We start from the raw sequence: 16,224 nt of genomic DNA, 5'->3' as shown, positions 1-16,224 counted from the left end.
TTTGCGCTTGCCCTTATCCTTCACAGCGCCTTATTAATTCATAGAGATAATATTTACTGCCATTTCATTCACGTCTATTCTTAATTTGCTGCTTTAAAAACAAGTGATTGAGCAAAATTGAGGCAAAAATGGACTGGTATCTGAAAGTACTAAAAAATTATGTCGGTTTCCGGGGGCGTGCGCGGCGCAAAGAGTACTGGATGTTTATTCTGGTCAACATCATCTTTACGTTCGTGCTGGGGCTGCTGGATAAAATGTTAGGCTGGCAACGCGCCGGTGGCGAAGGCATCCTGACGACAATCTACGGTATTCTGGTGTTTTTACCATGGTGGGCAGTTCAGTTCCGCCGCCTGCACGACACCGACCGCTCGGCGTGGTGGGCACTGCTGTTCTTAATTCCGTTTATCGGCTGGCTGATTATCATCGTCTTTAACTGCCAGGCAGGTACGCCAGGCGAAAACCGCTTTGGACCAGATCCGAAACTGGAACCTTAAAACAAATCTCCTCGCCGGATGTCTGACTCATCCGGCTTTTATCATCATGTTGATGAATAAATAATCTACTAATGTTTATTTAAATTATTTCAATGTCGTTATATAAATTACATATAAAAAACGGCCATGTATTTATCTTAAATATCAAAACCTTTATAACATCCGAAAAAGAAAGATACGAATAGCATTTACTCCATCCCCGGAATAGACTTTCGCAACTTTTAATTAAAGGGATGTTTTTATGCAGTGGTATTTAGCCGTATTAAAAAATTATGTTGGTTTCTCTGGTCGTGCACGTCGTAAAGAGTACTGGATGTTTACTCTGATTAACGCCATCGTCGGCGCTATTATCAATGTCATTCAATTGATTTTAGGTTTAGAGTTTCCATTCCTTTCTCTCATTTACCTGGCAGCAACAATCATTCCGGTCATTGCTCTGTGCGTTCGTCGTCTGCACGATACTGACCGTTCAGGTGCGTGGGCGCTTCTCTATCTGGTACCGGTCATTGGCTGGTTAGTTCTGTTTGTATTTGCCTGTTTAGAAGGCAATTCTGGCAGCAATCGTTACGGAAACGATCCGAAGTTTGGTTCAAATTAATCTTAGAATTGGGGCGATATTTCGCCCCTTTTTATTAAAAATAACAAATATTATTTTCCGCTAAAAAGTTTAGGAATTTCCCGCAGACACCAGGATTTCGCTTCCCCCATACTGTCACGACGCCAGGCCATAATAATATCGATCTCGCTGGTCGATTCCGGGCTGACGACACGCAACCGTCCTTCCGCAATATCTTTTTCAACCATCGGATACGGCATCGTCGCCACGCCAAGCCCCGCCAGTAACGCCTGACGTTTATCTTCAATTGTACTCACCGTTAAGCGCGGCTGTTTGTCCAGCAGCTGTACGGTCAATACCGGGCGCTCACGAGCGGTATCCGCCACCGCAATTCCACGATATTTCACGCGCGTCACTTCAGAGAGCGGTTCTGGCTCTTGATGAATCGGGTGATCTGGCGCGGCAACGTAGACGTTCATTAAGGTATAGAGCTTGCGCGAGTTAATCTCCGACGAGGAACGAAAATGCATATCCGGCGCGATAACAATATCCGCGCGCCCCTGCTCCAGCCGTTCCCACGCCCCCGCCAGCACTTCGGTGATGATTGCCAGTTGGGTATTGGCTTTTGCCGCCAGTTTGTCGATTAACGGGAAAAAGGCGGGTGTCGGTACCAGCGCCTCAGTCACAATGGTGAGATGCGTTTCCCAACCGCGCGCGAGGGCTTCCGCATCGGTAGTCAGTTTATCTGCGGCTTCCAGCAAAACGCGCCCTCGTTCCAGCAACATTCGCCCGACATTGGTGAATTTGGTGCGATGGCCCGAGCGGTCAAACAACACCACATCCAGCTCTTCTTCTAGTTTTTGCATGGTGTAGCTAAGTGCGGAAGGCACGCGTCCCAGCTCATCCGCCGCCGCCGCAAAACTGCCCCGGCGATCGATCGCATCCATAACCCGTAGTGCTTCCAGCGTTAATGCCCTTTCTTTGGCCATTTCGTTCTCATTCAGGAAATTTGAACATACCGGGCAGAATATCTGGCTAACAATGTAGCGTCCAGCCCCTTACCATAAAAGGAAGTAAAGAGAGGTCAAGAATTATGATTACTACCCGAACTGCCAGGCAGTGTGGACAAGCAGACTACGGATGGTTGCAGGCCCGGTATACTTTTTCCTTTGGACACTACTTCGACCCGAAATTGTTAGGTTATGCCTCCCTGCGTGTGCTTAACCAGGAAGTTCTGGCCCCAGGTGCCGCCTTCCAGCCGCGTACCTATCCTAAAGTCGATATTTTAAATGTGATTCTGGATGGAGAAGCTGAGTATCGTGACAGCGAAGGCAATCATATTCAGGCCTACGCAGGTGAAGCGTTGCTGCTCTCTACCCAGCCGGGTATCAGCTATAGCGAACACAATCTCAGCAAAGACAAACCGTTAACACGGATGCAGCTTTGGCTGGATGCCTGCCCGCAGCGAGAGAATCCGCTGATTCAAAAACTGGCGCTTGATATGGGCAAGCAGCAATTAATCGCCTCGCCAGAGGGGGCGATGGGAAGCCTGCAGTTGCGCCAGCAAGTGTGGCTGCATCATATCGTGCTAGACAAAGGCGAAAGTGCGAATTTCCAGTTGCATGGGCCACGCGCGTATTTGCAATCGATTCACGGGCAATTTCATGCGCTTACGCATCATGAAGAGAAAGCGGCGCTGACCTGCGGTGATGGGGCGTTTATTCGTGACGAGGCTAACATTACGCTGGTTGCCGATTCCCCACTGCGCGCTTTGCTGATAGATTTGCCTGTCTAGTTGTTTTTACAGGGAGATGATGATGAGTAAAAAATCGGCCAAAAAGCGTCAGCCGGTGAAGCCCGTGGTGGCGAAGGAACCGGCTCGCACCGCCAATAATTTTGGCTATGAAGAGATGTTGAGCGAACTGGAAGCCATTGTCGCGGATGCTGAAACGCGTTTAGCCGAGGATGAAGCTACCGCGTAAAGACAAGTTGCCGGATGCGGCGTAAACGCCTTATCCGGCCTACAAAACCAGCAACATCAACAAATTGCACAACTCGTAGGCCAAATAAGATGCACCAGCATCGCATCCGACACGATACCCAAAACCAGGTGTTTATCTGGCCTTGCTCGCCATAATCTCGATAATCTGCCGATCCGTTTGCTGCATCGAATGGCTTGCCAGCGCACACAGGTTGGCAATCGACTGCTCAACATCATGCGCCACAATACCTTCATTACCGGTCACAGCGGTATCATCCAGCGCCATTAACACTGCTTTCCACGCAGCCGAAGCACTGGTCGAAACCTTCATCGCGCAGCTGTTGGACGCACCATCGCAAATCATGCCGCTGACATCGCCGATCATACTACTGATCGCCATCGAGATGGTTTCATAACGCCCATCCACCAGCCATGCCATCCCGGCGGCGGCCCCCATTGCTGCGGTCGTTGCGGCACAAAGCGCAGACAAACGCGGTAACTGGTTATGGATGTAAATCGCGCTCAAATGCGAAAGCATCAGCGCACGCGCCAGCCGTTCATCATCGGCCCCGAAGTGTTCTGCGACCACCACCACAGGCATTGTTGCAGTGATCCCCTGGTTACCCGAGCCGGAGTTACTCATTGCCGGAAGCGTAGCGCCGCCCATACGCGCATCGGATGCCGCGCTGGTACGAATCACAATGGATGAAGAGAGATCTTTCGCCAGCAAACCGCGTGCACACTGTTTCTCCAGCGTCGCGCCAATATGCAGCCCCCAGTTACCGCTCAAACCTTCCTGCGATAACGCGCAATTTAACTTCGCGGAATCGAGAATAAAGCGGATCGCCGAAAACGGCACTTCATTGACGAACTTCAGGATCTCAGCCAGCGTCGTTCTGGAGAGCACTGCCAGCGGCGACTCTTGCTCACCTTCTGTAACACTTGCCTGCTGGGTAAAAACCACGCCATTGTGCGTTTCAATATGCACAATGTTGGTATGCCCGCCAACGATGGTGACACACGCCCACTTCTCACCGCTCCAGACTTTGGCGCGTGAGAAGAGGATTTCATCGCAAGGTTCCTGGATTTTAACCGAGACTTTCCCCGCCGCCAGCAACGCTTTGGCATCGGCAATTGCCTGCGCCGTTGCGTCTTTCAGCACCTCCAGCCCGGCATTGGCATTCCCACCTAACGCGCCCAGCGCCGCCGCAATCGGCAGCCCCACCATTCCCGTGCCAGGAACGGTGACGCCCAGACCGTTCTTCATCAGATTTGGCGAAACCCAGGCTTCTACTCGTTCAACCGGACCTTCCAGTTCTGCTGCAGCAACTGCCGCCGCCAGCGCCAGTGAAATTGGTTCAGTACATCCCAGCGCCGGTTTTACTTCCTCCTGAACGGCGAGGATGTAACGCTGCCATAACGGATTTAAAGTCGAATCAAACATAATAAAAACCTTAAAATTTCAGGTAAATCAAGAAAATGCCAGGAACGGAGATACACAAAGCAACAAACCAGTGACGATAATCAGGTACAGAGACATCCCTTTGTATTTGTGCAATGCCGGTACTTTGTAAACCAGCCACGCCGGGATCAAGCACCCTACCATGCCGAAAATCGGGCTACAGATAGAGGTGAAGCTCAACACCGGTGCGTTCAGTACGATGGCGCTCCAGGCCAGTAAAATGGCGAAAATCATGATGCCGCGCTGAACGAGATTTTCGTTAATCTTCTCGGCGGGCATCTTACGACGCAGGATGTTCATTACGATCCCTTGCGTTGCTTCGCGAAAACCTAAATAGACGCCAAAAAACGCGGTCATTACTGCAAAGATATTGAGAATGACGCTGACCACTTTCACCCACGCTGCGCCGTCACCGCTAATAAACTGTGCGGCAATTGCCAGCGCAGAAATATTCTGCTCGTAGGCTTTTACCGCTTCGTCATGTCCCATCGCCAGCGTGAACGACACGGCGTAGAAAAAGACGGTGACAAACAAAATGCCAAACGCGATATTCATTGCCCGCAATGCTTTATGCCGCGCCACTTCAATGGATTTTTCCCGCGAGCGATAAGAGATCACCATCGGGCTTAACGTCTGGATAAACAGAATCGACGTCAGGGTAAACGGCAGCGTAATAATGGCGTTTTTCACCAGCAGCCCCAGCGGCGGCAGCGAACCGACGTTGTACAGATGCCACATTCCGACCATCGACACGCCCAGCGCCGCGACCACCAGCAGCTTGGTCAGCACCATCCCCGTCGAAATTTTGAATAACAATTTCTCGCCGCGTGAGGAGATCGCCACCAGAATGCAAATCAGTACCAGACCATAAAAGGGACTGTCTGACAGCAACCCTTCCGTCACACCGAAGGTATGCAGGTAGGAAGCACTATCGTTGGTGATGGCAGTGGAATAGACGAACATCCAGATCACCAGCATCACGAAATAGAGCGCACCTAACAGGATGCCCCAGTTTTTACCTAAATAACCGCTGATGACGCTGGGGTAATCTTTACACTCTGGTGATTCTGCCAGCGTATTAATAAACAACCGCTGAAACAGATACATTGCTGGGTAACCAATCACCGATGAGAGCAAAAATACCCACAATCCCATCAAACCGACCTGCACCGGGAGAAAAACAATCCCTGCGCCAATCGCCATCCCGATACTCATAATCACCCAGCCGGTGTCAGTACTGTCGAATTTGATCGCTTCTCGCCACTCGCTCTCACTCATTCCAGCACGACCTGCCGGGGTCGAAGCGTCTGCAATGACGCCTTTATTCGATGCAATTTCCATAATTTCTCGCTCAATATTTTGTAGGGCTTATTATTTTTTTCCGAGCCGCATCAAGGCGATATGCGGTCTACATTTTTGCAGGCGAGTTATTAGAATAAGGAAATGATACGCGCGAGGTCAGAGAAAATCTTCACAATCAAGACTTTGAAATAACGGAGATGGATAAGAATTTTCTACTAAATTAACCGCAAGAGAATATTCATTCTCAATTTGCGGCAGATCACAAAAAAAAGGTGCACATTTGTGCACCCAAGGATGAAAGCTGACAGCAATGTCAGCCGCAGACCACTTTAATGGCCAGTCCTCCGCGTGATGTTTCGCGGTATTTATCGTTCATATCTTTGCCGGTTTCATACATCGTCTCGATAACTTTATCGAGTGAAACACGCGGTGCCGAGGTGCGGCGCATCGCCATCCGCGCAGCGTTTACTGCTTTCACGGCATTAATGGCATTACGTTCAATACATGGGATTTGCACCTGTCCGGCAACCGGATCGCAGGTCAGACCAAGGTTATGCTCCATAGCAATTTCCGCCGCATTGCATACCTGCGCAGGACTGCCGCCCAGTAGTTCAGTTAACCCTGCCGCCGCCATTGAACAGGCCACGCCAATTTCCCCCTGACAGCCGACTTCCGCGCCAGAGATGGAAGCGTTCATTTTATACAGCGCGCCAATAGCCCCCGCTGCCAGTAGATAGCGGGCAATCGACCGCTCATTTACTGGGCGACGGAACTTATCATAATAAGCCAGCACAGCCGGAATAATGCCGCACGCCCCATTGGTCGGCGCTGTTACTACGCGCCCACCGGCTGCGTTTTCTTCACTCACTGCCAGCGCGTACATGTTGATCCAGTCGATGACGTTCATCGGATCGTTAGAAATGTTATCGCTGGAAACCAGCTGGCGACGCAACGCAACGGCACGACGAGGCACATTAAGCGGTCCTGGCAGCACGCCTTCGGTATTCATCCCGCGTTCAATGCCGTCGTGCATCACTTGCCAGATACGGGCAAACCCGGCATCAATTTCCGCTTTGCTGCGCAGCGCCAGCTCGTTGTGCATCATTAGGCCAGAAATAGACAGGCCGTTGTAATCACACATTTTCAGCAGTTCACCTGCTGAGTGAAAATCGTAAGGTACGAGGGTTTCGACATCGTGCGACAGACCGAAGTGTTCTTCTTCAACGATAAATCCGCCACCGACTGAGTAGTAAGTTTTGCTTAATAGCTCTTTCTGCCCATTCCAGGCAGTAATCCGCATCCCGTTCTCATGACGAGGCAACATTTCAGGATGGAAAACAATGTTCTTTGCTACAGGAAAATCAACAACATGCGCCCCAGAAGCCACCGGCAACCGCCCGCTGCGCGTCACTAACTCAATAAATGCAGGGATCTCATCAATAACAACATCCTGCGGACTGTTTCCTGCTAGTCCCATGATGATGGCGACATCCGTGGCATGGCCTTTGCCCGTCAGTGACAACGACCCGTACAGATCGACCATAATATGGCTCGTCGCGGTTAATAAGCCGCTATTTTCCAGCCGATCAATAAAACTTTTTCCGGCATTCATCGGCCCCACGGTATGCGAACTGGAGGGTCCAATCCCAATTTTGAAAATATCGAATGCACTAATCATATCCACACCCTCGGATTGCCGTTCAGTGAAGTGGAGCGGAACGACCTTGCGACCGTCCCGCTCACGAGGCTTTACGCACTACGTACTGCGATGGCTTCAATTTCCAGCTTCACATCTTTCGGCAAACGCGCGACCTGCACACAGCTCCGGGTCGGGTAGGTCGCCTGATGCTCATCGAAGAACTGCTTATAGACTTCATTGATGGTGGCAAAATCATTCAGATCGGTGATGAACACGGTCATCTTGATGATATCGCCCACGCTCAGCCCGGCAGCAACCACGATCGCTTTGACGTTTTCGAGGCTTAAACGCGCCTGATCTTGCACATCAGCCGGGATCTCACCTGTCTGCGGGCAAACCGGAATTTGCCCGGAGGTGAAGACCATGCTGCCTAAATCAACACCCTGAACATAAGGGCCGATTGCGCCTGGGGCACGTTGCGTTTCGATAATCTTTTTCATACATCCTCCGGCGTCAGAGCGCCTGGGTAAAAGTACGTGAAATAACATCCTGTTGCTGTTCACGGGTCAGTGCGTTGAAGCGCACGGCGTAGCCAGAGACACGGATTGTCAGGTTAGGATATTTTTCCGGGTGCTCGATGGCATCCAGCAGCATTTCCCGATTCATTACGTTGACGTTGAGGTGTTGACCGCCTTCGACATCCGCTTCGTGGTGGAAATACCCATCCAGCAGGCCGACAAGGTTGGTTTTACGTACTGGATCTTCTTTGCCCAACGCCGCCGGGACAATTGAGAAGGTGTACGAGATACCGTCTTTGGCGTAAGTGAACGGCAGTTTCGCCACCGACGTCAGCGAGGCCACGGCACCTTTACGGTCACGACCGTGCATCGGGTTAGCGCCCGGTGCGAACGGTGTTCCGGCGCGACGGCCGTCCGGCGTGTTACCGGTTTTCTGCCCGTACACCACGTTAGAAGTGATAGTCAGAATCGACTGGGTAGGGACGGCGTTGCGATAGGTCGGCAGCGCTTTAATTTTCTTCATAAAACGTTCAACCAGGTCGCAGGCAATACTGTCTACGCGCTCGTCGTTGTTGCCGTACTGCGGATATTCACCGTCGATTTCGAAATCCACCGCCAGGCCGTTTTCGTCACGGATTGGTTTCACGCGGGCATATTTGATGGCAGACAGGGAGTCCGTCGCCACTGACAGGCCCGCGATGCCACACGCCATAGTGCGATAGACATCACGATCATGCAGCGCCATCAGCGAGGCTTCGTAGCTGTACTTGTCGTGCATGTAGTGGATGATGTTCAGCGCGCTGATGTACTGCACCGCCAGCCAGTCCATAAAGTGGTCGAGGCTGTCCATCACTTTGTCGTAGTCCAACACGTCGTCCATCAGCGGTGCTGTTTTTGGGCCGACCTGAATCTTCAGCTTCTCGTCCACCCCGCCGTTAATTGCGTAGAGCAGCGTTTTCGCCAGGTTAGCGCGTGCACCAAAGAACTGCATTTGCTTACCAATCACCATCGGGCTAACGCAGCAGGCAATCGCGTAATCGTCGCTGTTGAAGTCAGTACGCATCAGATCGTCGTTTTCATACTGCAAGGAAGAGGTGACGATAGACACCTGCGCGGCATATTTTTTGAAGGCGATCGGTAATTCTTCCGACCACAGAATGGTCAGGTTTGGTTCCGGTGCTGGCCCCATAGTGTGCAGGGTGTGCAGATAACGGAAAGAGTTTTTGGTCACCAGCGTACGACCGTCCAGCCCCATCCCACCGATCACTTCCGTCGCCCAGATCGGGTCGCCAGAGAACAGCGAATCAAATTCCGGCGTACGCAGGAAGCGCACCATACGGATCTTCATAATGAAGTGGTCGATCAGTTCTTGTGCCTGCTGCTCATTGAGCACGCCAGCTTTAAAGTCGCGCTCAATGTAGATATCGAGGAACGATGCCGTACGGCCAAGAGACATTGCGCCGCCGTTCTGTGATTTCACTGCCGCCAGGTAAGCGAAGTAGAGCCACTGCACCGCTTCCTGCGCATTCTGCGCCGGACGGGAGATATCAAAACCGTATTTCGCCGCCATTTCCTGAATCTGCAACAGCGCACGACGATGTTCCGCCAGCTCCTCACGCAGACGGATAGTGGCTTCGAGATCTTCGCCTTTTTCCAGACGAGACTGGAGATCGGCAAATTGCAGTTCGCGTTCACGTACCAGATAACTGATGCCGTAAAGCGCCACGCGGCGGTAGTCACCGATAATACGCCCACGACCATAACCGTCTGGCAAACCAGTCAGTACACCCGATTTACGGCAGCGCAGCATATCCGGTGAGTACGCATCAAATACGCCCTGATTATGGGTTTTACGCAGATCGGTAAAGATGTACTCAAATTCGCTGTCCATTTCACGGCCATATGCGTGGAATGAACTTTTAATCATATTAATACCGCCGAACGGATGCAGCGCGCGCTTTAATGGTGCATCTGTTTGCAGGCCAACAATTTTTTCCAGCGGCTGGTTAATATATCCCGCATCATGAGCGGTAATGGTGGTGGCAATATTAGTATCGAAATCCAATGGCGCGTGAGTCGCGTTTTCGATACGGATGCCTTCCATTACTTTTTCCCACAATTCCGTGGTGGCTGGCGTCGCTTCGGCGAGAAAAGATTCATCACCTTCATACGGTGTATAGTTATGTTGAATAAAATCGCGGACATTAATTTCGTTTTTCCAGTCCGTACCTTTAAAGCCAAGCCATGCGTCGGCGTACAGCTTATCGCTGGTATCAATATCTACCTTCATGAAAAATAATCTCTCTACAATACTTCAACTAAATTATGCAAATTCTGCGGGCGCGTTCACTTTGCCTAAATGAATGGCATCCAAAGCAATCATTTTTTCTTCGTTAGTCGGAATAACGGCGCAAATGACACGCGCATTTTCACTAGAAACAATTCGCTCACCAAAGGAGTTAGAGCGGTTATTCATTTCTGTATCAATCTCTACACCTAATACAGCCAAATGCTCCATGACCAAACGACGAATTAAACTTGAGTTCTCTCCTATTCCGCCGGTGAATATAATTCCATCCAGGCGACGTAATGAAGCTGCGTGTCCGGCAATATGACGGGCAATTCGGTGAACAAAGGTTTTAATTGCCAGTTGCGCGCGTTCATGTCCTTCATGCCATGCTTTTTCCAGAACACGTAAATCCGAAGAAAGACCGGAAATACCTAATAATCCCGACTCTTTATTCACTACGCGTTCCAGGTCACTCAGGCTCTGGTTGGTTTGACTGGCGACCCAGGACATCGCCCCAAAGTCGACATCGCCACTGCGGGTACCCATCATCAAGCCTTCCAGCGGCGTCATTCCCATTGAAGTGTCAACACTCTGACCGTTGCGAACTGCGCAGATTGACGCGCCATTGCCAAGATGCGCCACGACCAGGCCGGAGTCATCTTCCGCCAGATTCAGCAAAGAATGCGCGCGCTGGGAAACGTAGCGGTGCGACGTGCCGTGGAAACCATAACGGCGTACACCTAACTCTTCATAATATTTCCACGGCAGGCCGTATAAATAAGCTTCCGGCGCCATCGTCTGGTGGAAACTGGTATCAAATACCGCCACCTGAGTTACGCCCGGGAATAATTGCTGCGCCGATTCAATACCACTTAAATTGGCGTAATTATGCAGGGGTGCCAGTGGAGAAACGCGACGGATATTATCAATGACTTCATCGGTGATAATGGCAGACTCGGTAAAAATACTGCCGCCGTGGGCGATACGGTGGCCGATTAAGGCCACACTGTCATTTAAATTCCGTTTTTCCAGTTCAAATGCAATTGCCTTCAATGCACCTTCGTAGCTGTGGTGAGCCAGCGGTGCTGGCTCACCCCCATTTACGGATAAGAATGCATTTTCCGAGTTAATACCGTCGGCAATACCTGACATTAATACTTCACAGTCGCTGGCATCGAGCACGGAAAACTTAATCGAAGACGAACCACAGTTAATAACCAAAACAACCGGAAATTCATTCATCTCTTTTCTCATCCTGAGTTACGGATTAAAACAGTTTGTATACGATGTTCAGGATGGTCAGCAGACCAATCACGGTAACAAACACGTTATCCAGACGACCACGGTATTTCGCCAGAGACGGCGCTTTACGGATGGCATACATCGGCAACAGGCACAGCAGGGATGCGATAATCGGCGCGCCCATGGCTTCAATCAGGTCGAGGATGTTCGGGTTGGCGTAGGCAACAACCCAGGTGGAGCCCATGATGAAAATCATGCTGAGAGTATTCAGTTTACCCAGCGACACTTTGGTTTTGTCACCTTTATAACCGAACTTCAGAATCAAACCATTCAGACCTTCCAGCGTCCCCAGATAGTGACCGAAGAAAGATTTGAAAATAGCCACGAGTGCGATGATGGAAGCGGCATATTCCAGTGTAATCGCAAACGTTGTTTTGGTACCGGTCATGGACGCAAAGTGGTTAGCCAGATAAGAAAGCACTGGAATATTCTGCGCTTTCGCTTCAGCCATATTCGCCGGAGACAGCGTAAACAGGCAGCTAAAGGCAAAGAACATCACCACTGCAACCATCAGCATACTGGCGCGAGAGATGATTTGTGAACATTTACGCTCGGTGAAATCGCGACCAAAATCTTTCTCATACTCTTCACGTTTAGAAACCACGAAGGAAGAGACGATTGGCGAGAAGTTAAAGGAGAAAACCATGATGGAAATCCCCAGCCAGACAGTTATCAGGATACCGTCATGGCCGGTTAACGACAGCGAACCGAGGTCAACCTGGTCGATAACTGCAGAGTTCCAGTAAGGGATCAGCGATAGAGAAATCAGCACCAGGCTGGCGATAAACGGCCATACCAGGTAGCTCATCACTTTAACCATCAGATCCTTACCAAACCAGATGACGAAAGCCATCAGCAGCAACAGGAACAGCGCCACAAAGCCGCGATTCAGCGGTGCAAAGCCGAGCTGGTTTTCCCAGAACGTCATAAAGGTATTGGTAATAGTAACGCCATAAATCCACAGCAGTGGGCAAATCGCGAAGAAGTACAGGAACGTGATAACCACGCCGCCAGTTTTACCAAAATGCTCTTCCACCGTTTCCGTAATGTTGCCGGAAGGGTTAGAGCCAGAAAGACACAGACGCGCCAGCGCCCGGTGGCAATAAAATGCGATGGGGTATGCCAATACCAACATCAGAAGAATCGGGATCAGTCCGCCAAAACCTGCGCGGATAGGGAAGAACAGCACCCCGGCGCCGATTGCCGTACCAAACAAGCCTAACGTCCATGTGGTATCTGATTTACGCCAGGACGATTGTTTTGTCTGGCTGGATACAATGCTATCTGAAGTACTCATATCCTATCCTCAACGAATTAATTAAGCGTCAACGAAACCGGTGATTTGAGAGACGCGAGAAAGATCGATATTGCCGCCGGAAATAATACTGACGGTTTTTCTGTTTTGAATATATTGGTCTAATTTACCGCTTAATAATGCAGCACATGCCAGAGCGCCTGCGCCTTCGGTGACGACTTTATTGCGCTGAATTAAGGCAATCATACTGTTTCTGATTTCGTCTTCGCTGACCAGCACGATGTCATCGACTAATTCACGAACGATTTCGTAAGTTAAATTACCCGGGCGGGCGACATCACAACCATCCGCCAGGGTGCCGGTAGTTCGGTGCGTGGTTATTTCTCCGGAGTGGAAAGAAGCCGCCATGCCGTGAACGTTTTCTGACTGTACACCAATAACACGAATAGTCGGGTTAATTGATTTAATCGCTACCGCAATACCAGCAATTAAACCGCCACCGCCAATTGGCACAATCACGTTATCGACATCATAGAGATCTTCCATAATTTCCAGACCAATCGTTCCCTGACCGGCAATCACTTTCGGATCATCATAAGGTGGGATAAAAATACGGCCTTCCATTTCGACAATTTCGCTCACTTTAGCGATAGTGTCGTTGAAGTTATCACCATGCAAAACAACTTCAGCGGAGTAGTCGCACGTTGCCGCTACTTTGGATTTCGGCGCGCCTTTTGGCATCACCACTTTACCGTCGATACCCAGCATCGCGCAGGAGAGCGAAACCCCTTGCGCATGGTTGCCCGCAGAGCAGGCCACTACACCTTTACGTTTTTCCGCATCGGTCAGTGAACTTAATTTATTAAATGCGCCACGAATTTTAAATGAACCGGTACGCTGCATGTTTTCGAATTTGAGGAATATTTCACCTTTGCAACGTTCACTAAAATAGTTGGAGCGAGGCATGCCTGTTTTATAAATTCGCCCAGCCAGTCGTTGTTTTGCTTCAATGATGTCATCAATAGCAACCGGGAGATCGTATGTAATATGCATTATAAAACCTCTTAGCCTGAATTAAATATGTAGGTAACCGTAACCGACACCTGCAAAACAGACAGGTGGATTATTTATGTTTAAATAAAAAAATAACTAACCAACTTCTATTAATTGCCTTCGTCTACACCCATTATAAGATGAATACTCTTTGGCTAATTCCACCAAAACCGATGCTGCTTTTTTAATACGATAATTTTTCGACCATACCGCGGCATATTGTGCCACAGGTAATGTTTCTTCAACCGGAATAGTAATAAATTGATTAGAACCAAAAGGTGAAGTCATATCACAAGGAATTACAGTTAAGAAATCAGCATTGAGAACAAGATTATAAATTGTCACGACTGAGTCGGTTTTAACGATGTTTTCAATACTGATGCCATTTCTTTGTAACGTGGTGAGCAGCTCGCTGTAGTACCCCATATTGGTTTGTGGCAACACCCACTGTTCGTTCTTCAACGACTCCAGCGTGGTGGTGCCGGTGCATGTTCGGGACTTACTGGCTACCAACACAAACTCGGACTCGAACAGCGGCTCAACATGTAAATCCTGAAGCTTCATTTCTGCACTTAACGTACCAATCGCAAAATCCAGTCGACCGTCGCGGATTGCCGGTAAGAACGAAGACAGTTGCGCTTCATACATAGAAACCTGCGCTTTCGGAAACACCTCTTTGAACTTGTTGATCATCCCGGACATAAAAGTAAAACCAATCAATGAAGGAAAACCGAATGAGACTTCCACCACCGCCTCAGAAGACATACCGCTTATCTCATTAACCATATTTTTCATTTCACGGGTAATGGATTCGGAACGGGAGAGTAACAATTGACCGGCAGGTGTTAATGTTACACCGGTATTTTTCCGCACCACTAATTCCACACCAAAATAGTCTTCAATATCGTTAATGATTTTACTGACGGCGGGTTGAGTTAACCCTAATTCTTTTGCAGCCGAGCCGATAGAGCCACTTCTAATGACTTCCTGAAAGACTACCAGATGCTGCGTTTTCGGAAGAAGAATAGTGCTCATAACTACCTACGTTAATAACCTCATTGACGGCATGAAGTGTATCAAAATGAAATGAACAGGATATGTGCGACCACTCACAAATTAACTTTCAATACTTTTCTGGATATCACTGTATCAATTAAATGCTTTTATATATCAATAAGTTAAAGTATATAAATCAGCATAAACCCTGATTTTTGTCAAAAAAAATGACAGGGATAACCATATTTTATGGCGATAACATCATTCGTTATGTGGTTAATAAAAAAAAGCAGCTGCGACCATATTTCAAGCAATTAGCGGATAATTACCAGGCAAATTTTGAGTTAAATTTTATGAGCAAGTTATCAAATTTTATTATAAATAAATCATTTTCAGCGATAAATAATGCGGCACGTCACATTTTTTCTCGCTATTTGTTGGAGGGCAAACATTTATTTTATCAATGTTTTAAAATTTCGAATACAGATATTGATCATCTCGAACAATTGATTAACATCAACTTTCACCCTTCTTACAGGACGTCATTTTGTGAATGCAATCGTTTCCCCTCGTTTCTACTGTCACCATAGTTACTAAATAGCATTTTGTGTTGAGGATCACAAAACGAATAATTGATGTTCATCGCTATACGATCAGAATAAGAGAACAAGGAGGATTTTCGTTGTGCTTTACATCGTTGTAGACCACAGAATTTTGCTTCGTTGACTGTAATGCCGGGTAATTGAGCGTTTTTTGATAGTTGTGAGCGAACCGTGCAAGGAAAATAAGCATTGATTATTGTTTGTCATGATGACAAGGCAGGCATCAATGAAAGGTTATTCGGTTTCACATTTTTTACCCCCTTCGATACCACCAATGTACGAAACTGTTAACACTTATAATAGAAACATTGATTATTGGAAGGTAAAAATAAAATTTGCCGAGATTATATCGACAAATGACGTTAATGAAATTTACAGCATAAGCAATGAATTGCGGAGAATATTATCTGCGATTACTGCATTGAATGTCTATAAAGGTGATGTTTCTTCTGTAATGATCCGAATCCAACCGGAAAATAGAAGTCCATTCATCATAGATATTTCTACAGGAGTAAATGATGATTATATAATACAAACTTTAGATGTAGGCACATTTTCACCTTTTGGCGAAAAATGTACTTGTTCAGCCATCAATAGAAAAGATTTGGAGTGTATCAAGGAGACAATTTTTAAGTTTTGCGCAAAGTTCACGCAAAAAGAAGTTATCTTAACGGAATTTAATCATTTTAATAAAACTGACAATGTTTCAGATTGTTGGCAAATTCTCTTTTTTTCACCAGATCATTTTAATCATGATTCTCATTGATTATTTAA

The 16,224-nt window shown here is 48.3% G+C and carries 16 protein-coding genes; 6 read left to right on the top strand and 10 right to left on the bottom strand.

Annotation, left to right across the window (positions count from 1 at the left end):
- Nucleotides 1-128 precede the first annotated feature (128 nt).
- Both ATB02_RS06740 and ATB02_RS06735 read left to right on the top strand, forming a co-directional pair.
- Nucleotides 129-494, top strand: a complete 366-nt coding sequence (locus tag ATB02_RS06740; RefSeq protein WP_000384145.1) for a DUF805 domain-containing protein — start codon at nucleotides 129-131, stop codon at nucleotides 492-494.
- Nucleotides 495-735: 241 nt separating this feature from the next.
- On the top strand, nucleotides 736-1,092 hold the full coding sequence (locus ATB02_RS06735; protein WP_001198783.1) for a DUF805 domain-containing protein: 357 nt from the start codon (nucleotides 736-738) through the stop codon (nucleotides 1,090-1,092).
- Nucleotides 1,093-1,142: 50 nt separating this feature from the next.
- On the opposite strand, the gene yhaJ is transcribed toward ATB02_RS06735, so the two are convergent.
- Nucleotides 1,143-2,039 carry a DNA-binding transcriptional regulator YhaJ gene (yhaJ, locus tag ATB02_RS06725; RefSeq protein ID WP_001041010.1) on the bottom strand — a complete coding sequence of 299 codons (897 nt, stop codon included), beginning with the start codon at nucleotides 2,037-2,039 and terminating at the stop codon, nucleotides 1,143-1,145.
- Between the two features lie 104 nt (nucleotides 2,040-2,143).
- Here yhaJ and ATB02_RS06720 point away from each other — a divergent pair, with 104 nt between their 5' ends.
- Together ATB02_RS06720 and yhaL are read left to right on the top strand one after the other, a co-directional pair.
- Nucleotides 2,144-2,845, top strand: a complete 702-nt coding sequence (locus tag ATB02_RS06720; RefSeq protein WP_000633563.1) for a pirin family protein — start codon at nucleotides 2,144-2,146, stop codon at nucleotides 2,843-2,845.
- Between the two features lie 22 nt (nucleotides 2,846-2,867).
- A complete protein-coding gene (gene yhaL, locus ATB02_RS06715) occupies nucleotides 2,868-3,032 on the top strand; it encodes a protein YhaL (protein ID WP_001306007.1) in 165 nt (54 codons plus the stop codon).
- Between the two features lie 132 nt (nucleotides 3,033-3,164).
- On the opposite strand, the gene cyuA is transcribed toward yhaL, so the two are convergent.
- The 9 genes from cyuA to tdcA all read right to left on the bottom strand — a co-directional run bounded on the left by cyuA (nucleotide 3,165) and on the right by tdcA (nucleotide 14,887).
- A complete protein-coding gene (cyuA, locus tag ATB02_RS06710) occupies nucleotides 3,165-4,475 on the bottom strand; it encodes a cysteine desulfidase (protein ID WP_105271283.1) in 1,311 nt (436 codons plus the stop codon).
- 27 nt (nucleotides 4,476-4,502) lie between these two features.
- Nucleotides 4,503-5,834, bottom strand: coding sequence for an amino acid permease (locus ATB02_RS06705; RefSeq protein ID WP_000401598.1), 1,332 nt, complete (start codon nucleotides 5,832-5,834; stop codon nucleotides 4,503-4,505).
- A 274-nt stretch (nucleotides 5,835-6,108) separates the two neighbouring features.
- A complete protein-coding gene (tdcG, locus tag ATB02_RS06700) occupies nucleotides 6,109-7,473 on the bottom strand; it encodes an L-serine ammonia-lyase (protein WP_000622095.1) in 1,365 nt (454 codons plus the stop codon).
- 71 nt (nucleotides 7,474-7,544) lie between these two features.
- On the bottom strand, nucleotides 7,545-7,934 hold the full coding sequence (locus ATB02_RS06695) for an enamine/imine deaminase (protein ID WP_000719990.1): 390 nt from the start codon (nucleotides 7,932-7,934) through the stop codon (nucleotides 7,545-7,547).
- 13 nt (nucleotides 7,935-7,947) lie between these two features.
- Complete coding sequence (gene tdcE, locus ATB02_RS06690; protein WP_105271282.1) at nucleotides 7,948-10,242, bottom strand: 2-ketobutyrate formate-lyase/pyruvate formate-lyase; 2,295 nt, start codon at nucleotides 10,240-10,242, stop codon at nucleotides 7,948-7,950.
- Between the two features lie 33 nt (nucleotides 10,243-10,275).
- Entirely contained in the window at nucleotides 10,276-11,484 is a 1,209-nt protein-coding gene (gene tdcD, locus ATB02_RS06685; protein WP_105271281.1) for a propionate kinase, read from the bottom strand.
- Between the two features lie 25 nt (nucleotides 11,485-11,509).
- Nucleotides 11,510-12,841, bottom strand: a complete 1,332-nt coding sequence (tdcC, locus tag ATB02_RS06680; protein ID WP_000107721.1) for a threonine/serine transporter TdcC — start codon at nucleotides 12,839-12,841, stop codon at nucleotides 11,510-11,512.
- A 21-nt stretch (nucleotides 12,842-12,862) separates the two neighbouring features.
- A complete protein-coding gene (gene tdcB, locus ATB02_RS06675; protein ID WP_000548345.1) occupies nucleotides 12,863-13,852 on the bottom strand; it encodes a bifunctional threonine ammonia-lyase/L-serine ammonia-lyase TdcB in 990 nt (329 codons plus the stop codon).
- Between the two features lie 96 nt (nucleotides 13,853-13,948).
- Nucleotides 13,949-14,887: a transcriptional regulator TdcA gene (gene tdcA / locus ATB02_RS06665; protein ID WP_000104211.1), complete on the bottom strand. Its 939-nt coding sequence runs from the start codon at nucleotides 14,885-14,887 to the stop codon at nucleotides 13,949-13,951.
- Nucleotides 14,888-15,201: 314 nt separating this feature from the next.
- Here tdcA and tdcR point away from each other — a divergent pair, with 314 nt between their 5' ends.
- On the top strand, nucleotides 15,202-15,438 hold the full coding sequence (gene tdcR, locus ATB02_RS06660) for a transcriptional activator TdcR (RefSeq protein ID WP_050009867.1): 237 nt from the start codon (nucleotides 15,202-15,204) through the stop codon (nucleotides 15,436-15,438).
- 238 nt (nucleotides 15,439-15,676) lie between these two features.
- Nucleotides 15,677-16,216 (top strand): hypothetical protein, encoded by a 540-nt coding sequence (locus ATB02_RS06655; RefSeq protein ID WP_001352916.1) that lies wholly within the window; start codon nucleotides 15,677-15,679, stop codon nucleotides 16,214-16,216.
- Nucleotides 16,217-16,224: the final 8 nt, after the last annotated feature.

Source organism: Escherichia sp. MOD1-EC5189, assembly GCF_002966045.1.
In the GTDB taxonomy this organism is placed as follows: Bacteria; Pseudomonadota; Gammaproteobacteria; order Enterobacterales; family Enterobacteriaceae; genus Escherichia; species Escherichia coli_F.
Note: the sequence above shows the minus strand (reverse complement) of the source record. Positions and strands in the feature narration are given on the sequence as shown.

Coding starts and splice junctions, on each gene's coding strand:
- ATB02_RS06740 (WP_000384145.1), top strand. CDS start 129: ATGGACTGGTATCTGAAAGTACTAAAAAATTATGTCGGTTTCCGGGGG.
- ATB02_RS06735 (WP_001198783.1), top strand. CDS start 736: ATGCAGTGGTATTTAGCCGTATTAAAAAATTATGTTGGTTTCTCTGGT.
- yhaJ (WP_001041010.1), bottom strand. CDS start 2,039: ATGGCCAAAGAAAGGGCATTAACGCTGGAAGCACTACGGGTTATGGAT.
- ATB02_RS06720 (WP_000633563.1), top strand. CDS start 2,144: ATGATTACTACCCGAACTGCCAGGCAGTGTGGACAAGCAGACTACGGA.
- yhaL (WP_001306007.1), top strand. CDS start 2,868: ATGAGTAAAAAATCGGCCAAAAAGCGTCAGCCGGTGAAGCCCGTGGTG.
- cyuA (WP_105271283.1), bottom strand. CDS start 4,475: ATGTTTGATTCGACTTTAAATCCGTTATGGCAGCGTTACATCCTCGCC.
- ATB02_RS06705 (WP_000401598.1), bottom strand. CDS start 5,834: ATGGAAATTGCATCGAATAAAGGCGTCATTGCAGACGCTTCGACCCCG.
- tdcG (WP_000622095.1), bottom strand. CDS start 7,473: ATGATTAGTGCATTCGATATTTTCAAAATTGGGATTGGACCCTCCAGT.
- ATB02_RS06695 (WP_000719990.1), bottom strand. CDS start 7,934: ATGAAAAAGATTATCGAAACGCAACGTGCCCCAGGCGCAATCGGCCCT.
- tdcE (WP_105271282.1), bottom strand. CDS start 10,242: ATGAAGGTAGATATTGATACCAGCGATAAGCTGTACGCCGACGCATGG.
- tdcD (WP_105271281.1), bottom strand. CDS start 11,484: ATGAATGAATTTCCGGTTGTTTTGGTTATTAACTGTGGTTCGTCTTCG.
- tdcC (WP_000107721.1), bottom strand. CDS start 12,841: ATGAGTACTTCAGATAGCATTGTATCCAGCCAGACAAAACAATCGTCC.
- tdcB (WP_000548345.1), bottom strand. CDS start 13,852: ATGCATATTACATACGATCTCCCGGTTGCTATTGATGACATCATTGAA.
- tdcA (WP_000104211.1), bottom strand. CDS start 14,887: ATGAGCACTATTCTTCTTCCGAAAACGCAGCATCTGGTAGTCTTTCAG.
- tdcR (WP_050009867.1), top strand. CDS start 15,202: ATGAGCAAGTTATCAAATTTTATTATAAATAAATCATTTTCAGCGATA.
- ATB02_RS06655 (WP_001352916.1), top strand. CDS start 15,677: ATGAAAGGTTATTCGGTTTCACATTTTTTACCCCCTTCGATACCACCA.